Below are 20,641 nucleotides of genomic sequence, written 5' to 3' on the forward strand. Positions count from 1 at the left end.
TGGTACAGCACTTGGCGGCCAGCCGCAGTTGCCGCCAAGTGGGCCTAACGGGGTGTCGCTCACTCCTGCCGGAATCAGTCGGCCGGGGTGGGAATACGTGGGAGGTCGCCTTCTCAGCGAAAGAGGCCAGCTAAGCTTCTTGCCGTTCTTCCGGCCGCATCAGCTCACCGGACACCTGAATGCTGCGTCCCTGTACCTGCACAAGCCCGCTCGCCTCCAGTGCCTTCAGGGCGCGCCCCGCCATTTCCCGGGTGCAGCCGGCCATCAACGCCAGTTCCTGGCGCGTATACTGAATCGTCACCCCGTCGCTCTTGGCCTTGACGGCCAGATGGGCCAACTCCCTCAGGCAGCGGCGAATGCGTCCGACGACATCGTGAAAGGCAAACTCGGAAGCTCGCTGTGAGGTTCTCGCCAGCCGCACCGAAAGCTGCCTTCCCAAGGCATACAGCAAGGAAGGGTGCGTCTCGGCCAGCGCATGGAAGCGAGCATACGGCAAGCTTGCGACCACACAATCGCTATGCGCCACTACCCAGGCCGAGCGACGCGCCTCTGGGCAGAAGACGCCCATTTCACCGGCAAACTCACCCGGCCCCATGTAGGTCATGATCATCTCTTGGCCGTCCTGATTCATGAGCATGACCTTGGCGACCCCCTTGACCAGGTAGTGCAGCGAGTCGCTCTCGCTACCGCCGTTGAGAATGATCTCCTTGCGGGAATAAGACCGTTGATGGCAGTGCTCCATCAAAAGCCGTTCGTGAGAGTCATCGAGAAAGGGTAGTGACATTGGACCATTCAATCCTTGCCGATCCAGTGGGTGGCGCCAACCGCGTCGACGCCATTGGCAACCTGATGCTGAAACAGCAGCCCTGCCTCGCGCCCGTCAGGGCTTAGCACACCTTCCATCCAGCTGGGGGAGCCCGTGTCTTCACGCAGGTAGCCATCACGCAGCGAGCCAGCCCCCACCACGGTGACGGGCCCCGGCAGGGAATCGGCATGCACGTCCAGTCGAGAGGCAAAGCGCTGCGCTTCGAAGTCCACCAGCAGCGATGGGTGGCTGATCAGCGCCGTTTCCAGCTGAACCCCCCGCTTGATGTAGGCCTCATAGGCATTGAGCCTGAAGCTGGCGCGTCCCTGCAGCGAATCGTTCAGGCGTTGCCCGTCGCCGTCGAGGCGCTGCAGCAGACCGAAAGCATCGTTAAGGCCGGCATAGCGATAGCCCTGATAGGCCAGCTGGCTGATTCGCTCGCGCTGCTGTGCCGTTGGATCATCGCTTTCCAGGTGCTCCCAGCGTCCCCAGGTAATGCGGCGCTCGTCCATCAGCCCCGCATCTTGTGGCTGCAGGTCTGGATACTGCTCGCCTGCCTGATAGGCATCCATCATCAACTGAGAAGAGCCTAGGAACAGCTTGGCCTGCTGCACGCTTTCCTCGTAGGACTCGGCGCCTTCCCCTCTGAGAGGGCGATATTCGCGATTGAAGGAGAGAAATCCAGCGGGCTGATGGCTTTTCAGCTCCCCTTCGCTGGGGTGGGGGGGGCGCACGCTGTCCGGATGCAACTCATCGAACACCAGTCTGGCTCGTGTATCCCCGGTAACGACCTCTAGCATGGCCCCAACCGCATCACCGCTTAACGGCAAGGCGTCGCCGTTGCAGCGGCGGCTTTCACCGGCACGGCACCCAGCAGAAAAGGGGGACATCAACACGCTGCCCTCCAGGACACCCACCCGCGCCAGATCCTGTTCACTCAGCGCGCTGAAGTCGGTACCCCGGATACCGATTGCCGCGACGGGCGTGTCGAGACGAAATCCCTCCGGATGTCGGGCCCCGATTTCCCCGCTGATCGAGCGGGCCACGCCGCGATGGAGCGTCAACAGTGCCTCGGACGCATCGGGATTGGCAGGGGTGTAGCGGTAGCGTTCGACAGTGAGTGCGCTTTCACTGCGCAGGCTGAGCAGTGCCCCATCGACCAGGCGAAGGTGCACATGGCTGTCACGTCCGGTTTCCATCCGGTCGCCCTCCATGACGGCAAATCCCTCCAGAAGGGATTGTGTCTCACCCTGGCGCACCACAGTGGTGTTCCCTGTGGCAAACAGCACGTCACCGACGCTCTCCCCGGCGAAGCTGCTGGGAGAAGCGACTATCAGTGCCAAAGAGAATAGAGTCGCCAAGCACCTGCGTAGCAGGGCCTGACCATAGTTCAGCATTGCATCATGATACATTACGTTTCGTCCCGTGCTGACCGGATACCTCTATACATCATGTTACGCTATGCCGAAAATATCACCAACGATCTGATACCTTGAGCGAGCTACCCTTGTTGATCTGGCACTGTTGCAGGCGGTCCGGGCTATGTTTGTTGCTGACTATCTTGCCGTTCACGGCCGGCGCCACGCCGGTGGAAACGTCACCTCCAAAGCAGCTGCATCACCAATCCGCAGAAGAATCTGCAGCTAAGGCCTACGCCTCGTTGCTGGGCCAGCCGCTGCCGGATGAGCGTGCTGAGCGCCTGGCCTACCTTCGCCAGGCCAGCCAGTTTGCCATGCGTCTCGATCGGCTGCCTGATGTCATCGCGCACTTGGAACAGCTGATACTTCTCGCCCCCCATGACCTGGGCAGCCGCCTCGACCTGAGCATTGCTTACCTGGCCACAGGCAACCCTCAAGCGGCGTCGGCTAGCCTCCAGGCATTGCATCGCTACCGAGGCGACGATCCGATGCCGCCTGCGGCGGCCCAGGCGATTCGCCGCCTGGAGCAGCGACTGCAACGCGTGCCCGGCGCGCAGGAGCCATACATCAGCGCAAGCGCAAGCCTGGCCCATGGTTACGACAGCAACGTCAACCTCGGGCCGAGTCGCTCTTTGATCGACCTGGTCCTGTGGGGTGAGCTGCCCTTTCAAGCCGAGTTGGATGAGGCCAGCCTGCCCCAGGCAAGCCGCTATTCCGAGCTGACGGGAGAGTTGGAGTATCCGCTGGGCAATGGCAACCGAGAGTGGGCGGCAGCGGGGCGGGTCATGGCTCGCCAGTACCACGACCTCGACCGACTTCACCGCCATGACCTTCAGGTGAGCCTGCGCTGGCGCCCCTCGCATCATGCCGCTAGATTCGATGTCAGTGGTGTTTATCAACACATCGACAGCCAGGGTGAGCAACATGGCCTGCAGTCCTCCTGGCGCATGCAACTGGGCAATCACTGGTTGACGGTGCTGGGCCTGGAGTGGGAGCGGGACACGCTCGGGCGTCAGCAGCACCGCCTGCAGTCGGGGTTGTGGCGAGAGTGGCGAGGATGGCAAGGATGGCTGCGTGCCAGCCACCAGTGGCGTCCGGAGCGGGAGTCCGGAGATACCCAGCGCGCCGAGGTGGGACTCGGTACTCCTGCCTGGCAATTGGGAAGGGCCGAGATTCAGGCCTATGCGCAGTGGGAGCTGCGCAGAGACGCCGAGCCCTACAGCCCGGCTTTTTTCGGCGACACCCAGCGCAGGGAGCGTCACGCGACCCTGGGGATCTCGGGGCGCTACCCCTTTGGCGAGCGGCTTTCATTGCAGGTCGATGCTCGCTGGGAGCGCACCCAGGCCAATATCGATCTTTTTGAACATCGCCGATGGCAGCTCGAGAGTCGACTCAACTGGCGTTGGTAGCGCCTGCTCGACATCCGCATCGTCGGCCTGGCCAGGGGCGCGCTGTCAGGGCGCAGCTGCAGCGCGACGAGTCGCTAGCTGAGTTCGGCTAGCTCTGCTAGCCTCTCAGCGGAAGCGAGTCGTGTTTGCAGTGCAGCACGCCGCCGCTGTTATTTCAAAGAAGTGTGAAGTGCATCACAGTTATTGACCGATGCCCTTGGCATAGTGAAATTGCCCAATTGGGCAACGCCACCTTTCGGTGGCAGCTGTGAGGGGAGCCGACGGGCTGACGACCTCAGGGTCGTTTCTTTCGCAGCCAATTGTCGATTCGACAACAAATGGAGTTTGCAATGACAACCGCAGAACACATCCAGAAGGTCTATATTGGCCTGCTAGGCCGCGCCGCCGACAAGGCTGGCCTGGATTACTGGACCCAGCAGATCGACAGCGGCGCCCTGACCATCGATCAGGTGCGCGGTAACATCGTCAACGCTCAGCCCGAGTATGAGAACGGCCTGGGCAGCATGACTCGCGCCCAGATGGTCAACCAGCTGTACCAGAACCTGTTCGACCGCACCGCCGAACCGGCTGGCCTGGATTACTGGGTCAATGGCGGTGGCAGCACTGTGCCCGCCGATAAGTTGGTTCTGGCGCTGATCAATGGCGCCCAGGCGGCCGATACCCTGGCCCTGGACAACAAGACCAGCATCGCCCAGTACTACACCGAACAGGCCGGCGACGCCTACACTCTGGATAGCGCCGAAGCCGCTGTCGCCGATGTGGACGGCAGCACCACCCTCAGCGAAGCTCGCGCCGCCGTCGACGAAGCCGTCTTCCTGCTGAACCTGCCGACCCTGACCCTGGCAGAAGCCCTCGAAGCCTCTGATCTCCCGGCCGACTACGCCATCGACGCTACTGCCGTGGTCGAGGCAGGCGATGTCTCCGTGGCCGAGGCCCAGGCGGCTTTTGCTGCCGTGACCGCCATTCTGGCTGGCGCCTTCAATAGTGAAGAGCTCAACGCCGGCGACCTGTTCAACTGGAACGTGGTCGACAGCGCTGCCGCCATCCTGGCTGCCGCCGAAGAAGGCGCCGTGGCCGGTGCCGATGCCGTCAGCATCACCGACGAGCTGATCACCCTGGCCCAGGCCGAGGCCCTCGCCGAGCTGGGTAACTTCGATGGCGCACTGCCCACCGTCGAGTACACCCTCCAGGAAGCCCTGGACGCCGACAGCCTGGCCGACAGCTACATCGTCGACCCCGCTGCCGTGGTAGATGCCGGCACCGTCACCGTCGAACAGGCGCAGGAAGCCTTCGCCGCCGTGACCGCCATCATCGCGGGTGCCGATAACGCCGCCGACCTCGATGCCGCCGACCTGTTCCTGTGGAACATCGCCGATAGCGCCGAAGCCATCCTCGACGCCCAGAACGATCCGGCTGTCACCGGCGCCGGCGACATCAGCGTCACTGACAACCGCATCACCGAGTCTCAGGCCGAGGCCCTGCCGCAGCTGCCCAACTTCGACGGCAACCTGCCGGGTCTGGAGGGTGACACCTTCATCCTGACCCCGGGCCAGGATATCCGCACCGGCACCGAGTTCAACGATCTCTTCGTGGCCACCCAGGATACGCTGCAGAGCGGTGATGACCTGGACGGCGGCGTGGAAGGCACCGATCGTCTCGAGCTTTCCATCGCGCCCAATTCCGGCAACTTCTTCGCCGCACCGACCCTCGATAACATTGAGGTCATCCAGGTCAACGGCCCGAATTTGGCCTCTGGCGACAGCATTACCCTGGACCTCTCCAACGCGGATGGCTACAACACGCTGGAGTCGTTCCAGACCACCCAGAACACCAACGGCGTTTCGAACGGCCCGATCCAGTCGGCTAGCCAGGTTGGCAGCACCGTCACCTTCCGCGACATTCAGGATGTCAACAACACCGATATCCGTGTGATCGACACCAACCTGGATCACACCTTCACCTTCGACACCAACGCCTACAAGCCCGAAGATGGCAATGACGAACTGGACCTCTACCTCTCCGAGGTTGACGGCTCCTCTCTGACGTTCGGTGACGAACTCCCCTTCGGTGCCGGTAGTGGTGAGTCCCAGGTCGACCAGGTCAACCTGACCTCCGAGCAACGTGTCCAGGTCAATACCACCACCTCCAACTTCGTGCAGAACCTGACGGTGGGTGAGTTCTTCAACACCCTGCTTGTCGACGGTAATGCCGATCTGGAAATTGAAGAGTTCCTGGACGACAACGTCAACCTGGTCGATGCCTCTGACCTCGACGCCGATCTCGCCCTCGATCTGCAAGGTCAAGGCATCGGCTTTACTTCAAGCAGCCCGTTTGCGGGTCGCAGCGATCTGCTGACCGTGGTCGGCGCCCAGGGCGACAACCGCATCGATGTCTCCGGCGATACCCACGGCGACTTCACCTTCTTCGGTGGCAACGACCAATTGACCGTTGGCAACACCTCCGAATTCGTTTCTGCACGCGAAGGTCTAGAGGGTGAAGATCCCCTCGTCGTTGATACACGCGATGATGTCGAGGGTCACCTCACCGTTGAAATGGGCGGTGGCAACGATAAGGTCCTGCTGAACGTGACCGGCCTTCAGGACGTCCAGCTTGAGGATGGTAACGACATCCTGGTGATCAATGGCAACGTCGATGACCTGCGTACCCCTGCGTTTAACGATGGCCGCAGCGTCATCAACGCTGGTGCCGGCAACGATATCATCACGCTGAACGACCTGCCGATCGATGGTGTGGCTTCCAACGACTATCGCGTCGAATTGGAATCTGGCAACAACACCCTCACGGTCAACACCAGTGGCAACCAGATCGTTACCGGTAAAGACGGCAACAACGACGTCGAAATCAACGGCAACGGCGACCAGCGCATCACCCTGGGCGACGGCGTCAACGACATCACCATCAATGGTGATGCGCGCCTGGGTCGTGACAGCGGCCACACCATCATCGTGGGCGACAGCCCCAACGATGCATTCGGTGTGGGTAACGAGATCACCATCAATGGCGTTGCCAGCAGCACTATTGAGGCTGGCACCGGTAACGACGTGGTCGAAGTCAACGGTGACGGCAATCAGACAGTAACCTCTACCGGTGGCGACAACACCGTGACCATCGAAGGGGTTGGCGTTCACGACATCACCCTGGCCGACGGTGAAGATTATGTGCTGATCGATGGCGCACGCCTCGATGCCGGCAACATCGACAACACCGTTGTTGACACCTACACCGAGATCAAGACCGGTGCCGGTGACGATATCGTGGATGTCCGCTTTGATCACCTGCTGAATGTCGAGCTGGGCGAAGGTGACGACCAGATCATCCTGCGCGCTCAGGACCTGACGGCTGATGACATGATCGACGGTGGCGACGATCGCGACACCATGACGCTGACCAATGCCGCCGGCCGCGCGGTGGATGGTAACGTCAATACCTCCGAGACCAGCAGCACCCAGAGCATCGAAGTGTTTGATCTGCGCGACACCAATATCCGTCTCGCGCTGACCAGCGACAACTTCGACACTGCCGGCGAAGAAGGTACCGAAGGGCATCGTAATATCACCGTGACCACGGTCAATGCCGCATCGCTTGCGTTGCCGACCTTGACCGTTGATGAGACGGGAGAAATCGTCGAGTTCACTCAGGGTATGGGTCGTGATGCGTACGACACCATCCGCGAAAACTGGGACGACGGTGTCTATACTGAAAATCTCCCTGTAAGTGGTCTTTCTCTAGAAGATTGGCTTTTGAGTCAGTTCGGCGAAGAGGTCGATTTTGCTATCGACTTTGTCGACGGTGACGCCTCCGACGACAGTCTGGTCTATGACGACTCCGATGTGGTCTACGAGGAAAGCGATAACGCCGCTAACGATTTCGTGCATTTCCGCACCGAGCCGGGCACCCAGACCGTCGATATCTCTGGAGTACCGCTTTCTGTGCTCTCCGGGCGCAGCTTTAACCTGGAAGGTGGCAATGTTCAGGACATCGTTATCGCCGATGATCGCTCGATCAACGGTCGTCTGACTTTGGACTTCGACTTCGACGATCGGACTAACGATTCCACCAAGGACACCCTGGTGGTGATGGGCAGCGCCAACATCACCGCGGCGGACCTGCGCAATGTCGACGGCATGGAAGTGCTGGAGCTCAAGTCCAACGACACCAACCCGTCGACCTGGGACATCCAGCTCAACGACCGGATCATCAACCAGACCACCGGCTCCTCCGACCTGGTGATTCGCGTTGATCCGAACGTCCCGGCCGGCAGCCGCGTCAACATCACCCTCGACCCGACGGTGGTGAGTGCCAACAACAACGTTCGCGTCGAGACTGTCGGCACCGCCGAGATCTACATCGACAAGGGCGATGGCGCAGGCCTGCAGCTGGTTGATCAGCCGGACTTCAACAGTACCGACTACAACGACGGCACCTATTCGCTGACCGTTGAGCCGCGCCTGCTGTTTACCACCAACACCGATAGCCTGGTGGGTACTACCGATTTAATCGGTGACCCGGTCGATGACACCTTCCTAGCCACTAGCGTGAATCAGCTGCAGAGCGTTGACACCGCTGATGGCATGGGTGGTGACGACACCGTGCAGCTCGACTTCGCCGTCAACAACCCGGCTCTCAGCTTGTTTGACCAGTTGGACAACATCGGCCTGACAAGCATTGAGCATATCGAGTTCAATACCGGCAACAACGTTCGCATGGACACCTTGGGCGGTATTGGCGACGTCGACTTCGTCAAGCTGACCACCGGTTCCGGTAACGATACGCTCACCAACATGGAAGCTCTCGGTACCGATACCGATGAAGGTTACTTCCTGCGTGGCGGTGATGACTTCATCAGCCTGGCTGGCGAAGACGACACTTTCTACGTCGATGGCGGTGCTGGCTCCGACGAAATTGATGGTGATGACTACGGTCAGAACATTTACGCCACCGACGTGGAAATCGTCAACCTGAACAACACCCAGCAGACCGCATTTCTGTACCAGAACAATGTCTCTGTGGACGGCAATGTGACGGTCAACGGAAGCAGCGGTCGCCAGGATGTTGAAATCGAGGATCAGTTCCTCGGCACTGTGACCACCAACGACGTTGAGTTTATCAACGACGATAGCGGTGCAAGCAACACCATTGTGGCCAACAATCCCTCCAACGACGTGACCGTCGATGCCACCGATGGCGGTGCCGGTGATACCATCACCGTGACCGATACCAATCTGGCAACCGTCAGTTCCGGTCTGGGCAGCGACAACATTCGTATTGGCAGCGTCACCAATCGTACTGCTGCCAATTACGATGTCACAAACGCCGTTGTATTCGCGGGCGGCGGTAACGACGTCATCGATGTCTTCGTTAGCAACAATGCTGGTGGAGTGAGCGTTTCTAACTCTGACGTTAACAACGGCAGCGCTTCCGGCTTATTCATCGCTAGCAGTGACGGCATCAATGGCGGAGCCGGAGACGATACGATCACTGTCGTATCGGGTGACGACGCTCTGGTTCGCGGCGACGCGGGTGATGACCGTATCGACATCGAAGCGGATGACGATGTCTACGTCGTGGGCGGCACAGGCAACGGTGATCGCTACTACAGTGCTATCGACGCAACCTTCGGCAACTACATCACGGTAAACGCCGACGATAATGTCTTTGTCGCCGCTGGCAATGCCGGGGACTACATCGATATCGACTCCGGTGACAACGTCAATGTGGAAGGCGGTAACGGCGACGATACCATTATCATTGACGCCGCTGAAAACGTTGATGTCGAGGGCGGCGCCGGCGACGATACCATCACCGTTAATTTCGGTGACGGTGTCGGTGGCTCTGTCAATACGGCTGTCATCGATAGCGGTGACGGCAACGACACCATTACTGTTAATACCTACGGTGATGATACTGCCAGAATTACCACTGGCCTGGGTGACAGGAAGACGTTTGAACGGGATGATGAAGGGAACCTTGTTCCCGACGGTGAAGGAGAACCAATTCTGATCCCGACAGTATCTCTGGCTGTCGACGCCAACGGCGGCGAGGACACCATCGTCTTCGGCAACATCGAGTACACTGCCACCCAGCAGGTCGATACTGTCGACACGACTCAGAACTACGCTCCGCAAGCGATTCCGGGTCAGGCCGAGGTGACCGGCTACAACGACGGCTTCGACACCATCAACGGCTTCAACTTCGAGTTCGGCGGTGCCGGTGAAGAAGACGTGCTGGACTTCGATGCCTTCCTCGGGAGCTTCGACGGCAACATCAGTTACGGTGACTGGACGGGCGGTGTCAACAACGTCAATTCAGCCTCTGGTGGCGGTTCCGGCACTCCGGTGACGTCCCAGTTCTCTTCGGTGAATGTGGTGGCTGCCAACGAGAACTTTGTTCTCGATGCTTCCCACATCACTAACGAGGACACGGCTGCTGGTATCGAAGTGGTCGACAACGGTCGTTCTGTGGTCATCGTTGGCAAGGACACCAACGGCGACAACAACTTCGACTTCGCGGACGTCTACTTCGTCCAGGATGTCGATAGCGATAGCGGTCAGGCATGGGCCGTCGACAAGGTGGCGGAGATCGATTTCGCAACTGAAATCGGCACCATCACCTCTATTGACGCTGCCAACATCGCGTAATGACCCGGCATAAGCCATTGGCCTAGCGCCAACCACAGAAGCCCCGCCATCCGGCGGGGCTTTTTTGCTTGGTGCGCCAGGCATGGCGAGTAGCGCTATCGAGTTCGAGATTCTCAGCTCGTTTATAAGGGTGTATGGCAGCGGCGGATCTCACATTTGGTGCTTGGGAACGTCATAAATAGGTGCCCATATATATTGTTATATGGGCACCTCATGTTACCGGCCAAGGCCTTCCGTGTAAGATGTGTTCACAGGCTAGTTACCGACTGTGGCCGCTCCCAGTATCAGGATGAACGTTGTAATCATCGAAAGCGTCAATAATGGCATTTCACTGATGCTCTCACTGCGCTGATCGTCATCAGCGACCAGCGCATTCCCACAAGGCCCTCTTCAACCTGCATCACGCCCAACTGTGACTCAATGGCTGAACGCGTATCAGCCAGTGTGGACGTTCTTAGATCAAATAACTGAGTGAAGTGACCCCCGCCACGGAGCTTGACATCACCTCCTGGTCAAAGGCGGGGCACCTGCGCGGGCGGCGAGAGAGCCCCTTGAGCGCGGGTGGCGTCATAATGTAGGGAGACCGCCTGGCTCTCGACCGTGTGGCTGCCTGCCTGAGCTGGCCATGCTAGACTGCTGAACGGAGGAGAGGAGAGACACAGAGCATGTCGCTAACCGACGAAGACATCGCCTTTATCAAGGCCCATATGGGTGACTGGCTGGCCGAGCAGAGCCTGGGCCGCCCGCCGGCGGTGTATGAGATCGAGCTGCGCGAGCGTATGGTGCGAGTGGAGGAGGAGCTCAAGCACCAGCGTGAGTTGATGCGCGAAGGCTTTGCGCAGATGGACAAGCGCTTCACGCTGGCGGAGAAACGCCACGAGGAGCTGCGCCGGGACATGCTGGCTCGGTTCGAGCAGGTCGACAAGCGCTTCGAGCAGGTCGACAAGCGCTTCGAGCAGGTCGACAGCCGCTTTGATGAGATGCTCAGACGCCACGATCGCCATTTTTTGTGGCTGATCGGCTTTATCACCACGGTGGGCGGGCTTGTCATTGCCGCGGGCAAGTTTCTCTGACCCGAGAAATCCCCCATCTTGCTGACACCGATTTTTTCATTTCTTGTTCGACGCCCCGTGGCAGGCTGCCTGCGATACATGACAGGCGGAGCCAACCTGTCCAGGCATGGCCGAGCGGTGTGCCGTGCAAGCTCGTCCTCAATGCCCGGTGCGCTGTCGCTTACCGGGTCTACGGCGCGTAGCCTCTCATTTGGCCGCCGAAGGCCTGCCATCTGGCGGGGCATTTTTGGATCATCGTATTTTCGCGCTATGCTCACCTCTTTGATGAATCGATCAAGGAAGCGACATGGCCCGTATTCTGGCCGCCTGGGAGCTGGGCGGCGCCTTGGGGCACCTGGCCAATCTGCGCCCCTTCGTGGAAGCGTCGCTGGCGCGGGGCCATGAGGTCACCCTGGCCGTCAAGGAGCTGCGGCATGTGCCGCTGGTGTACCGCAATCACCCTCGGCTGCAGCTGTTCCAGGCGCCTTATCACTACCGCGCCACGCAACGCCCTTACCGGCCATTGCGCTCCTTTACCCAGCTGCTGCTGCAACGTTTTGAAACCCCCGAGGAGCTGGCCACCCTGCATCAGGGCTGGCGCGCCATTCTCGATGCCTGCCGCCCTGACCTGGTGGTGGCGGATTTCGCCCCCACCCTGCACCTTGCCGCTCGCGGTGGCCCCTGGCAGCAGTGGGCGGTGGGTAACGGCTTCTTCGTGCCGCGCACCGATCTGCCCTATCTGGGCGTGTTCCCCGGCGTGCGCCGCAGCGAGGAGAACGCCCAGTCGCTTGCCGAGGCCGAATCGCGTCTGCTGGCCCTGGCCAATCCCCTGCTCGAGCGCCACGGCCAGCCGCCGCTGCCCGGAGCGGCAGCCCTCTATAGTGAGCTCGACCGCCACTGGCTGATGACCCTCTCGGAGCTTGATACCTTCGGAAGTCGTCCGGAGGCCGAGTATCTGGGTCTGCCGCCGCTGGCCAGCGGCGAGGCGCCACCATGGCCGAGTGTCCCCGGCCCCCGGGTGTTTGCTTACCTTTCCGCCTGCTCCGCGATGGAACCACTGCTGGAAGCGTTAGCTCAGCAGCAGGCCGCGGTGGTGATTTACTGCCGCGATCTCTCGCCCGAGGTGGCCAGGCGTTTCCCCAACCTGCATCTGGCCGGCGCCCCGGTGGACATGCGCCAGGCCATGCAGCAGGCGGATCTGGTGATCAACATGGCCAACCACGCTACCGCGGCCTGCGCTTATCTGGCCGGCGTGCCGCAGCTGCTGATTCCGCGCCGCCAGGAGCAGTTGTTTCTGGCTCAGCGGCTGGCCGGGCAGGGGAAAGCCGTCGCGATGCCCCCCGATTCGCCTGACCCGGCGAAGGCCCTGGTCAAGGCGCTGGCATTGCCGCCCGCTCCAGCACCCGAGGCGCGCCTGGACCATCAGTTCGACCACTACACCGGCCAGCGGCTGATGGAGCGCATTGCGCTTCAGCTTGAATCCCTGGCTTAATTGCCTGGCGGCGGTGAGCGGTCGCCACCTCTTATCAGCTCCACAAGGTAAAAGGGCCGCCATTTTCCGTTCGTGTGGCGTGATACGGCCTCAAGGCCCGTTCTGCCGGCAGGTCAGCGTTAGGTCTTACAGGCGTGTCGTCAGTTGCATGGTAAGGTAACGCCAGAGAGAAACAGTAGTTAAGGCGCCAGGGTGTATGCGGTGGCCAAGGGGGAGCGTTCGTTATTCATGAATATCATTGTCACTGGCTGTGCCGGTTTTATCGGCAGCCATCTGCTTGAGCGCCTGTTGGCGCAACCTGATGTCCGTGTGACCGGATGGGACCTGGATGATCGGCGCATTATCCCTCTTCTGGATCACCCTCGGCTCACCTTTCGCCAGGCCTCGTATACCGAGCCCGCTGCCTTGGCATGGCTCGAGCAGGATGTGGCCCAGGCCGACTGGCTGGTGCACCTGGGGGCCGTGTGCCAGCCGGCGCGCTACAATACCGAGCCGCTGCTGACGATTCATGCCAATTTTCTGGACAGCGTGCCCATCGTCGAGATGGCCAGCCGGCACGGCGTGCCCCTGCTCTTTACCTCGACCAGCGAGGTCTACGGCCGCACGCTGGGCAGCTATGCCCCTGCGGGCCAGGTGTTGGCCCCCCACCAGACGCTGTTGGATGCGGCCACCACGCCCATGTTGCTGGGGCCTATCCAGCACCAGCGCTGGACATACGCCTGCGCCAAACAGCTTACGGAGCGTTTGATCTATGCGCACCACCATGATCGCGGCCTGCCGTTTGCCATCGTCCGGCCCTTTAATTTCTTCGGGCCGCGCATGGATTACTTGCCCGGTCTGGAAGGCGAGGGCACCCCGCGGGTGCTGCCGATGTTCGTCAGCGCGGTGCTGCGCGGCGAGCCCATGCAGCTGGTCGACGGAGGCCACGCGCGGCGCACCATCACGTCCATTCACGATGCCATTGATGCGCTGATGGCGATCATCGAGCGCCCGCAGGCCTTCCTGAACCACTTCTACAACATCGGCAACCCGGCCAATGAGGTGTCGATGCGCGAGCTCGCCGAGCAGTTGCGTCTTGCCTTCGCCCGCATGACCGGGGAGGCGCGCTTTCTCGACCACCCCATCGAAGAGGTCAGCGGCGGCGCCTTCTATGGCCCGGGGTATGAGGATTGCGACCGTCGCATCATGGATATCACCCAGGAGCAGGCACGCCTGGCCTGGTTTCCGCAGCATTCGTTACAGGCGCTGCTCGACGAGGTAGTCGATTATTACTGGGCCCGTTTCGGTGATTCGTCCAGGCGCGCCGCAACCGAAGATGTGCGTGCGCTCTAGGCGCTGGCATGGTGCCCACGAGGAACCCTGAGTCAATGTCTTCAGCCATTCATCTGCAGATCAACGCCTGGCGGACGACCCCGGGCGGGCGTCACGGCGTGGCCTGGGGGACCGCCACCTTTGAGTTCGCTGGTAACCTGCCGCGTCGCGATTGGCAGCGGTTGGCCAGTGCCCAGCGCCGACTATTGGCTGGCTACTTGCACGATACGTCGCTGTTCGACCTGACGCCCGAGGCATGGCCGGCTGCACTATGCCTGCCCCCGGAGGTGCCCCTGGCAGACGGCGCGCGACACTGGCACCCACTGGGGGAATGGCTGCTGGGCTGGGTCGGTGTTATACAGCGCCTGGCGCGCGAGGTGGTGGGTGCTGGCCAGATCGTTTCGGCCACTTCCCAGGGCGTGCGTCTGGCGGTGCCCTGGCAGCGCGAGTCGGTGGCCAAAGGGTCCGTGCACTGGGGGCTTCAGCATCTGGTGCATGCCCTGCAGGGAGAATTTGCTCGCGCGCCCACTTGGCAGGCGGATTTCGAGCGCTGGCTCGACGACCAGCGCCAAACGGGTTTGTCGCCCAACACCCAGCGTTTCGGGCTGGCAGCATGCCAGCGTGGCATGCCGGTGGGGCACCAGCCGCTCGGTTACCTGCGCGTGGGACTAGGCAGCGCGGCGCGCTGTCTGGATTCCAGCTATGTGGCCACCACCAGCGCCCTGAGTGGCCGCCTGGCACGTCACAAGTCGGCTACCCTGGAGCGCCTGGCGCGGGCCGGGCTGCCGGTGCCGGCGACGCGTCGCGTTACCCGCGAGGAACAGTTGGCACCAGTGGTTAAAGCACTGGGCTGGCCGCTGGCGGTCAAGCCGGCTGATCAGGATCAGGGGCGCGGTGTGGCATGCGGTATCACCACACTGGAACAGTTACGTCGCGCCGTGGCGGCGGCCCACACGTTCACCCGGCAAGGAGTGCTGGTGCAGCGCCATGTGGCTGGGGACGATCATCGCCTGCTGGTGGTGGGCGGGCGCTGCCTGGCAGTGGCGCGACGCATGCCCGGTTCGGTAGTGGGCGATGGCCGCCATAGCGTGGCGGTGCTGGTCGAACGGCTCAATGCCGACCCGCGTCGCGGCAGTGGACATCGTTATCTGCTCAAGGCGCTGAGTCTGGATGACGAGGCGCAGACGCTGCTGGTCGAACAGGGTCTGACGCCTGATGCCGTCCCCGCGGTGGGGCAGCGGGTGGTGCTGCGACGCACCGCCAATATCAGCAGCGGCGGTACTGCCGAGGCGCTGACCCGGGCGGCCCATCCCGACAATCTGCGCCTGGCCGAGCATGCCGCCCGGCTGGTGGGGCTCGACGTGGCGGGTATCGACCTGCTGATATCCGATGTTCGTCGCTCCTGGCGCGAGGTGGGCGCCGCCATTCTCGAGGTGAATGCGCAGCCGGGCTTTCGCCCTCACTGGCTGGCCGAGCCCGGGCGCGACATCAACGGCGAAGTGCTGGCGTGGCTGATGAATGGCGAGATGGGGCTTATTCCCACCGCCGTGGTCACCGGCACCAACGGCAAGACCACTGTCTGCCACTGGCTGCATCATCTCTGGCGGCAGGCCGGCCTGTGCGTAGGCAGCGCCACCACGACGGGAGTGCGTATCGGCGAGGAGTGGAACGTGCGCCAGAACCTGTCCGGTCAGCCGGGTGCCGCCCTGCTGTGGGATGACCCAGGTGTGGAGGCGGCGGTCATCGAGATGCCACGCAAGGCGCTGCTCCGGTTCGGGCATGCCGCCGATGCCTACGATGTGGCGGCACTGCTCAATGTTCAGGATGATCATATCGGCGAGCACGGCATCGTCAGCCTGGAGGCGATGGCAGCACTCAAGGGCTCGGTATTGCGCCGTGCTCGCAAAGCGGTGGTGCTCAACGCCGAGGACGCCCGCTGCCTGGCAGTGCGCGACCAGGTATCGGCCCCGCGCCAGCTGCTGTTTAGCCGTGACCCCGATACTCCGGCGCTGTGTGCCCACCTGGCCGGTGGCGGCGAAGGCGTCAGCGTGGTGAACTGGAAGGACGAGCCTACCCTCTGTCTGTTGGCAGGCGACGTTGTGACGCCACTGCTCCCGGTAACGCAACTCGCCGCCGCCGCCGAACCGCACCTTGGCAATGCCCTGGCCGTAGCGGCGCTGGCCCATGCGCAGGGGTTATCGCTTAAAGTGATCGCTGCCGGCCTGGCCACGTTCGGTGATGCACTCGGGGATAACCCTGGCCGCTACGAATGGCTCGATGTCGGCCAGCCCTTTAGCCTGTTACTCGACTATGCGCATAACCTCGATGGTCTGCGTTCGCTTTGTCAACGCGTGCAGCAATTGCCCTGCACCGGCCAGCGCCACGTGGTGGCGGCCAACGTCGGTAACCGGCAGCGCCGCTACCTGGATGCGGCGCTGCCGTGGCTGGCCAGCACCTTCGATCACTTCGTGCTGAGCGCATCACCGCCGCGGGTGTTGCAGGCGCCGGACTATCAGGGCGACGACCCGCTTGGCAACATGCTCACGGCCTTTGCCGAGGGGCTCTCCGCGCAGGGGGTGGCGCCCACTCACCTGCAGGTGCAGCGCGAACGTGATGCCGCTATCCTGGCCGGCCTGAACAGCGTAGGCCCGAATGATCTGCTGGTTTTGCTCACCGATCCCTGGGAAACCTACACGGCGCTGAGGGCCTGGCGCGGGCATGAGAACGCCTGCGACGAATTGCCTGAATTGGTGGGGCACTAGTGTGCTTGCGCTGGAGGAGGGCGAGGCTGGCCTGCAGCCAGTGATGCTGACCGACATCGTTTAGGTAGACGCTGTGGACACTGACTCCTCTATCGACTATCGGCCACGACCGCAAGATGATCCACGTTAGCGTCAACCGGATATCGCCCTGGGGAGACAGTGGCTGAACGGGTGGCCCGAGTGGACGCTTGCCCAGGGCCTGGAGACAACACTGGCTTACTTTCAAAATCTGGAGGTCGCCATTGATACTCCCAGTAGATCAAAACGACCGGTAAGGGCCGCCAGGGCCATGATCCACACCCTATCGGACAAGCAATGGTCACTCCCTAGATCAATTTCTCTACCCCTCTGGAGGCCTCGCTTTCCAGGCACAAACGCGTACAGACGCCCCCCATTTGCCTGTGGCTTGACAGTGACCCTTCCCCAATCGGCATGCAGTCCAGGGGAAAGTGCCTGGTCAGCATCGACCACGACGACATCCCCAGCGAAGTCTTTAAGCCGAGCGGCGACGGCATCAAGAAGGTTGGCATCCACTACGATGGCCTTGCGGGTGCGAGCGATGGCTTCCACGCAGGCAGCCATAACGCCTTGATCCGGCTTTCCATCGGCCACCGACAGCAGTGAGATATCCACAACATCACAGGGGAAGCCTTTGCCTGCGATCTCTTCAAGATTCATCGTGGCCCAAATTGCGCCAGTCGTGGCGTCCGTCAAGGCACGCTGGACAAGCTTAAAGCCGTCATCACCAGCCTCAACGCGCTGTACTACCGACTCGCCCAGAGCCAACGTCTTCTCCCAGAGGTCAGCACAGGCCGTCGAACCAGCCGGGCGAGCCTCCAGGAGGACCGGAATACGGCCCCCGCCCTCGATATCCATGCGTGACATCATCTGCCGATAGATATTGGCTTCGGGGGACATTGTCCAGTGCAGGCTCACGTCGGGCTGGCCGTTCACTTCGATGACGGTGGCCCCCACCTCGTGCCATGAGCGGCGGATATCGGGGCACAGCATATCGATTCCGGCCACATTCAGCCTGACGGCCTTGGCGGCGGCGACGGCCAGGGCCTTGTTGTCCGGATGCACGCTGTCCGTGACGTTTTCATGGACGCCGGCCGTGGTCATGTTGGGGATGGAGCGTAGCCTGACGAAGCGTCCTGCTTCAGGCACGCTCTCCAGGGTCAATGCCTGATGCTCTAGCCAGCGATAGGAATCATCGTCCAGGGTGATGTTCTTCAGCGTGCTATGCTTCCTCGTGCCGCGAAAGGGATGTCGGTTGGCGATGTCGATGAGTTCTTGCACGGTGCTTTTGCCATCTCCCGTCACACTGGCGGGATGGCGGATGCTTGCCATCAAACATTCACCGTTCACCACCAGCAATCGATGATCGGTACCCGCCATGAAAGGCTGGATGAGCGCCCCATTGGCGGATAGCTCCAGTGCCGCCTCGAAGGCCGTGGTCAGCTCTTGTCGCTGCTGGATGTTGACGGTCACCCCCTTGGCCGCGTCCTGATTGGTGGGTTTCACCACCAGGGGGTAACCATAGGTCTCGACCGCGGCGGCGAGGCCATCGATGGATTTGGCCACAAGCGTTCGGGGAACCGGGATCCCCATATCGGCAAGTCGGCGACCCGTCTGCCACTTGTTGCGTGCCAAGCGCATGGCGATGCCACTTGTTGCCTCGTTCATGCTCGACTCGATCCAGCGGGAGTGACGCCCCCAGCCAATCTGGAGCGTGTCCTGAGCAATGGGGGCAACAGGGTAACCTTCGTTGAGGGCGGCCAGAGCGAAACGTTGCGTATTCAGCCCCATCTGTGCTGGCCGCACCCTGTCCAGCCATTGGATAAAGCCTTCTTGCCATTGAGCGTGGGCCTCGGCAAGACGCAGGGGCGGTGTAGACAGGACGATCAACACCCAGCGTACGGCATGCCGCAGGGCCTCTTTCAGCAATTCCTTGTGGTACCAGGGCACGGCGAACGAGAGTCCCGAGCGGCTCGCACTGAGCACTTTTCCCCAGCCGACCGGGAGACGTGCATAGCGTTGCATGAGTACGCTAGTGGCCGCGAACCATTCGGCCAATAACAGAAAGACGCTGCCATTGTTTTCCACCCCACCATCCATCAGGAATGCGCCCGGCCAGCTCTGTGGCGGCGCCAGGTACAGCGGCTCATCGGGCATCATGGCAGGTGCCAGCTCCGCCAGCTTTCCGAGCCGAGCACGCAGCCCCGTCACTCGGCCCTTCAAGGTCAGGTGAATAACGGCAGTGGGTTGGCTCAGCCCGAACCGGCAGCCGGGCAAGCACTTGAGGCTGAGCTGTTGCACATCGATGCTGCTACTTCCTGAAGTGGTCCAACCATGATCGGTCATCTGAGCTTAACGTCCATCCGTCTTCATCAAGTCATGGGTCGTCGAGGGGCTGCGACTCGGACGGGCCTGACTGAAAAGTAATTGGAAAAGGGCATCCGCTACAATAACAAGGTTGCCCATTTATTTGCGTAGGTACCCTGGGATGGGTCGACTGGTTCAATCATCGCCGGCTCTTGGAGTCGATCGGCAACATGCCGCCAGCCGAACGAGAAGCGTTATATTACGAGCAACAGGGTCAGGCCAAAAAGTCAGCCTAACTCAAATCAGCGGGTCTCCGAGAAAGCCGGGGCGGTTCAGATCAACCTCGTGCTGGGTTCGGCACTGGTGGAGGAGAAGTCTCACGCCAACTACGGGCCGGAGTCAGGATCCTGCGAGGAGCCTCCTGTCCCATGAGCCAGCACCCGGTGGCCTTTGTCGAGGGTGCGCCCGATGCCCTCGCATGGGTGGTGTGCTAGAGTGTCTGAGTGTTCGATTTAACGGAGTTGGGCCCCGGCCGAGAGTTAACGAGACTCCATGAGCATCGCCACCACTCGCAATGGCATCACGAGGAGCCCAGCCCCATGAGCGATTGGATCGTCCTGTCCGCCCGAAAGCATGCCAGCCACGGCTGGCGACCGCGCCGGGGCTATCATCACGTCCGAACCATGGCCTCGCTGCCGGTACTGCTGGCCGAGTTGCCCGAACTGGCGGGGCACTATGTGCTGGCGCTGGAGGAGGGCGAAGCCGGTCTGCAGCCGGTGGTGCTGACCGACATCGGCTTTGGCCGCAACCTCTACGTGGATGCCGAGGGCCGCTGGCTGGCGCGCTATGTGCCGGCCGCCCTGCGCGGCCACCCATTTCACCTGCAGGAGCGCGACGACGGCAAGGCCGAGCTGTGTCTGCATGCCGAACACCTGACGGCTGATCCCGCGGCGCCTCGGCTTTTTGACGACCAGGGAAAGCTGGCCGAGGACCCGCAGCGGGCGGGACATTTCCTGCAGGAGTGCCGCGAGCAGCGCGCCGTTACCCGGGCAGCCTGTGCCGCACTCGAGGAAGAGGATCTGGTGGTTCCCTGGCCGCTCAAGGTTCGCCTGGAGATAGACGCCGAACCCGAAGCGGTGCCTGGACTTTGGCGGGTGGATGAGCAGGCCCTGGCCGAGCTGTCGGGTGATAGCCTTCGGCGCCTGAATCAGCTCGGTGCGTTGCGGTTGGCCTTCCTGCAGCCGTCTTCTCTGCGTCAGTTGCATCAGCTGACGCAGCGGGGGGAGCATCTGGCGCGGCAAGGGCAGTTGGGCCTCGAGTCAACGTCCGAGCCCCCCGAGTCCCTCGATGAGTGGTTTGGCGGCGATGACGACCTGAGCTTCGATTTCGATAGCTGAACGTGGTAGCT

The 20,641-nt window shown here is 61.7% G+C and carries 10 protein-coding genes; 7 read left to right on the forward strand and 3 right to left on the reverse strand.

The genetic code is table 11. The features are described from left to right. Positions 1-130 precede the first annotated feature (130 nt). A complete protein-coding gene (locus tag ACFODV_RS10945; protein WP_379759033.1) occupies positions 131-784 on the reverse strand; it encodes a cyclic nucleotide-binding domain-containing protein in 654 nt (217 codons plus the stop codon). Between the two features lie 8 nt (positions 785-792). Continuing rightward, complete coding sequence (locus ACFODV_RS10950; protein ID WP_379759036.1) at positions 793-2,217, reverse strand: FecR family protein; 1,425 nt, start codon at positions 2,215-2,217, stop codon at positions 793-795. 137 nt (positions 2,218-2,354) lie between these two features. Here ACFODV_RS10950 and ACFODV_RS10955 point away from each other — a divergent pair, with 137 nt between their 5' ends. From ACFODV_RS10955 to ACFODV_RS10980, 6 genes are all read left to right on the forward strand, one after another. After that, positions 2,355-3,632 (forward strand): tetratricopeptide repeat protein, encoded by a 1,278-nt coding sequence (locus ACFODV_RS10955; RefSeq protein ID WP_379759039.1) that lies wholly within the window; start codon positions 2,355-2,357, stop codon positions 3,630-3,632. Between the two features lie 329 nt (positions 3,633-3,961). Further along, the gene (locus ACFODV_RS10960) at positions 3,962-10,291 is read left to right on the forward strand and encodes a DUF4214 domain-containing protein (protein WP_379759042.1); all 6,330 of its coding nucleotides are present in this window, start codon (positions 3,962-3,964) and stop codon (positions 10,289-10,291) included. Between the two features lie 665 nt (positions 10,292-10,956). Beyond that, positions 10,957-11,364 carry a hypothetical protein gene (locus ACFODV_RS10965; RefSeq protein WP_379759045.1) on the forward strand — a complete coding sequence of 136 codons (408 nt, stop codon included), beginning with the start codon at positions 10,957-10,959 and terminating at the stop codon, positions 11,362-11,364. Positions 11,365-11,650: 286 nt separating this feature from the next. Further along, the gene (locus tag ACFODV_RS10970; protein ID WP_379759048.1) at positions 11,651-12,835 is read left to right on the forward strand and encodes a glycosyltransferase; all 1,185 of its coding nucleotides are present in this window, start codon (positions 11,651-11,653) and stop codon (positions 12,833-12,835) included. A 228-nt stretch (positions 12,836-13,063) separates the two neighbouring features. Next, the gene (locus ACFODV_RS10975) at positions 13,064-14,167 is read left to right on the forward strand and encodes an NAD-dependent epimerase/dehydratase family protein (protein ID WP_379759051.1); all 1,104 of its coding nucleotides are present in this window, start codon (positions 13,064-13,066) and stop codon (positions 14,165-14,167) included. A gap of 35 nt (positions 14,168-14,202) precedes the next feature. Continuing rightward, positions 14,203-16,908 carry a Mur ligase family protein gene (locus ACFODV_RS10980; RefSeq protein WP_379759054.1) on the forward strand — a complete coding sequence of 902 codons (2,706 nt, stop codon included), beginning with the start codon at positions 14,203-14,205 and terminating at the stop codon, positions 16,906-16,908. A 222-nt stretch (positions 16,909-17,130) separates the two neighbouring features. On the opposite strand, the gene ACFODV_RS10985 is transcribed toward ACFODV_RS10980, so the two are convergent. Continuing rightward, positions 17,131-19,272, reverse strand: coding sequence for an ATP-grasp domain-containing protein (locus tag ACFODV_RS10985; RefSeq protein WP_379759057.1), 2,142 nt, complete (start codon positions 19,270-19,272; stop codon positions 17,131-17,133). 560 nt (positions 19,273-19,832) lie between these two features. Between ACFODV_RS10985 and ACFODV_RS10990 the strand changes: the two genes are divergently transcribed. After that, positions 19,833-20,630 (forward strand): SapC family protein, encoded by a 798-nt coding sequence (locus ACFODV_RS10990; protein WP_379759060.1) that lies wholly within the window; start codon positions 19,833-19,835, stop codon positions 20,628-20,630. Positions 20,631-20,641: the final 11 nt, after the last annotated feature.

The organism is Halomonas tibetensis, from assembly GCF_042643535.1.
Classification (GTDB): domain Bacteria; phylum Pseudomonadota; class Gammaproteobacteria; order Pseudomonadales; family Halomonadaceae; genus Halomonas; species Halomonas tibetensis.

What these genes read in the sequence shown, in the direction of transcription:
- ACFODV_RS10945 (WP_379759033.1), bottom strand. Translation starts at nt 784, where the DNA reads ATGTCACTACCCTTTCTCGATGACTCTCACGAACGGCTTTTGATGGAG.
- ACFODV_RS10950 (WP_379759036.1), bottom strand. Translation starts at nt 2,217, where the DNA reads ATGTATCATGATGCAATGCTGAACTATGGTCAGGCCCTGCTACGCAGG.
- ACFODV_RS10960 (WP_379759042.1), top strand. Translation starts at nt 3,962, where the DNA reads ATGACAACCGCAGAACACATCCAGAAGGTCTATATTGGCCTGCTAGGC.
- ACFODV_RS10965 (WP_379759045.1), top strand. Translation starts at nt 10,957, where the DNA reads ATGTCGCTAACCGACGAAGACATCGCCTTTATCAAGGCCCATATGGGT.
- ACFODV_RS10970 (WP_379759048.1), top strand. Translation starts at nt 11,651, where the DNA reads ATGGCCCGTATTCTGGCCGCCTGGGAGCTGGGCGGCGCCTTGGGGCAC.
- ACFODV_RS10975 (WP_379759051.1), top strand. Translation starts at nt 13,064, where the DNA reads ATGAATATCATTGTCACTGGCTGTGCCGGTTTTATCGGCAGCCATCTG.
- ACFODV_RS10980 (WP_379759054.1), top strand. Translation starts at nt 14,203, where the DNA reads ATGTCTTCAGCCATTCATCTGCAGATCAACGCCTGGCGGACGACCCCG.
- ACFODV_RS10985 (WP_379759057.1), bottom strand. Translation starts at nt 19,272, where the DNA reads ATGACCGATCATGGTTGGACCACTTCAGGAAGTAGCAGCATCGATGTG.
- ACFODV_RS10990 (WP_379759060.1), top strand. Translation starts at nt 19,833, where the DNA reads ATGAGCGATTGGATCGTCCTGTCCGCCCGAAAGCATGCCAGCCACGGC.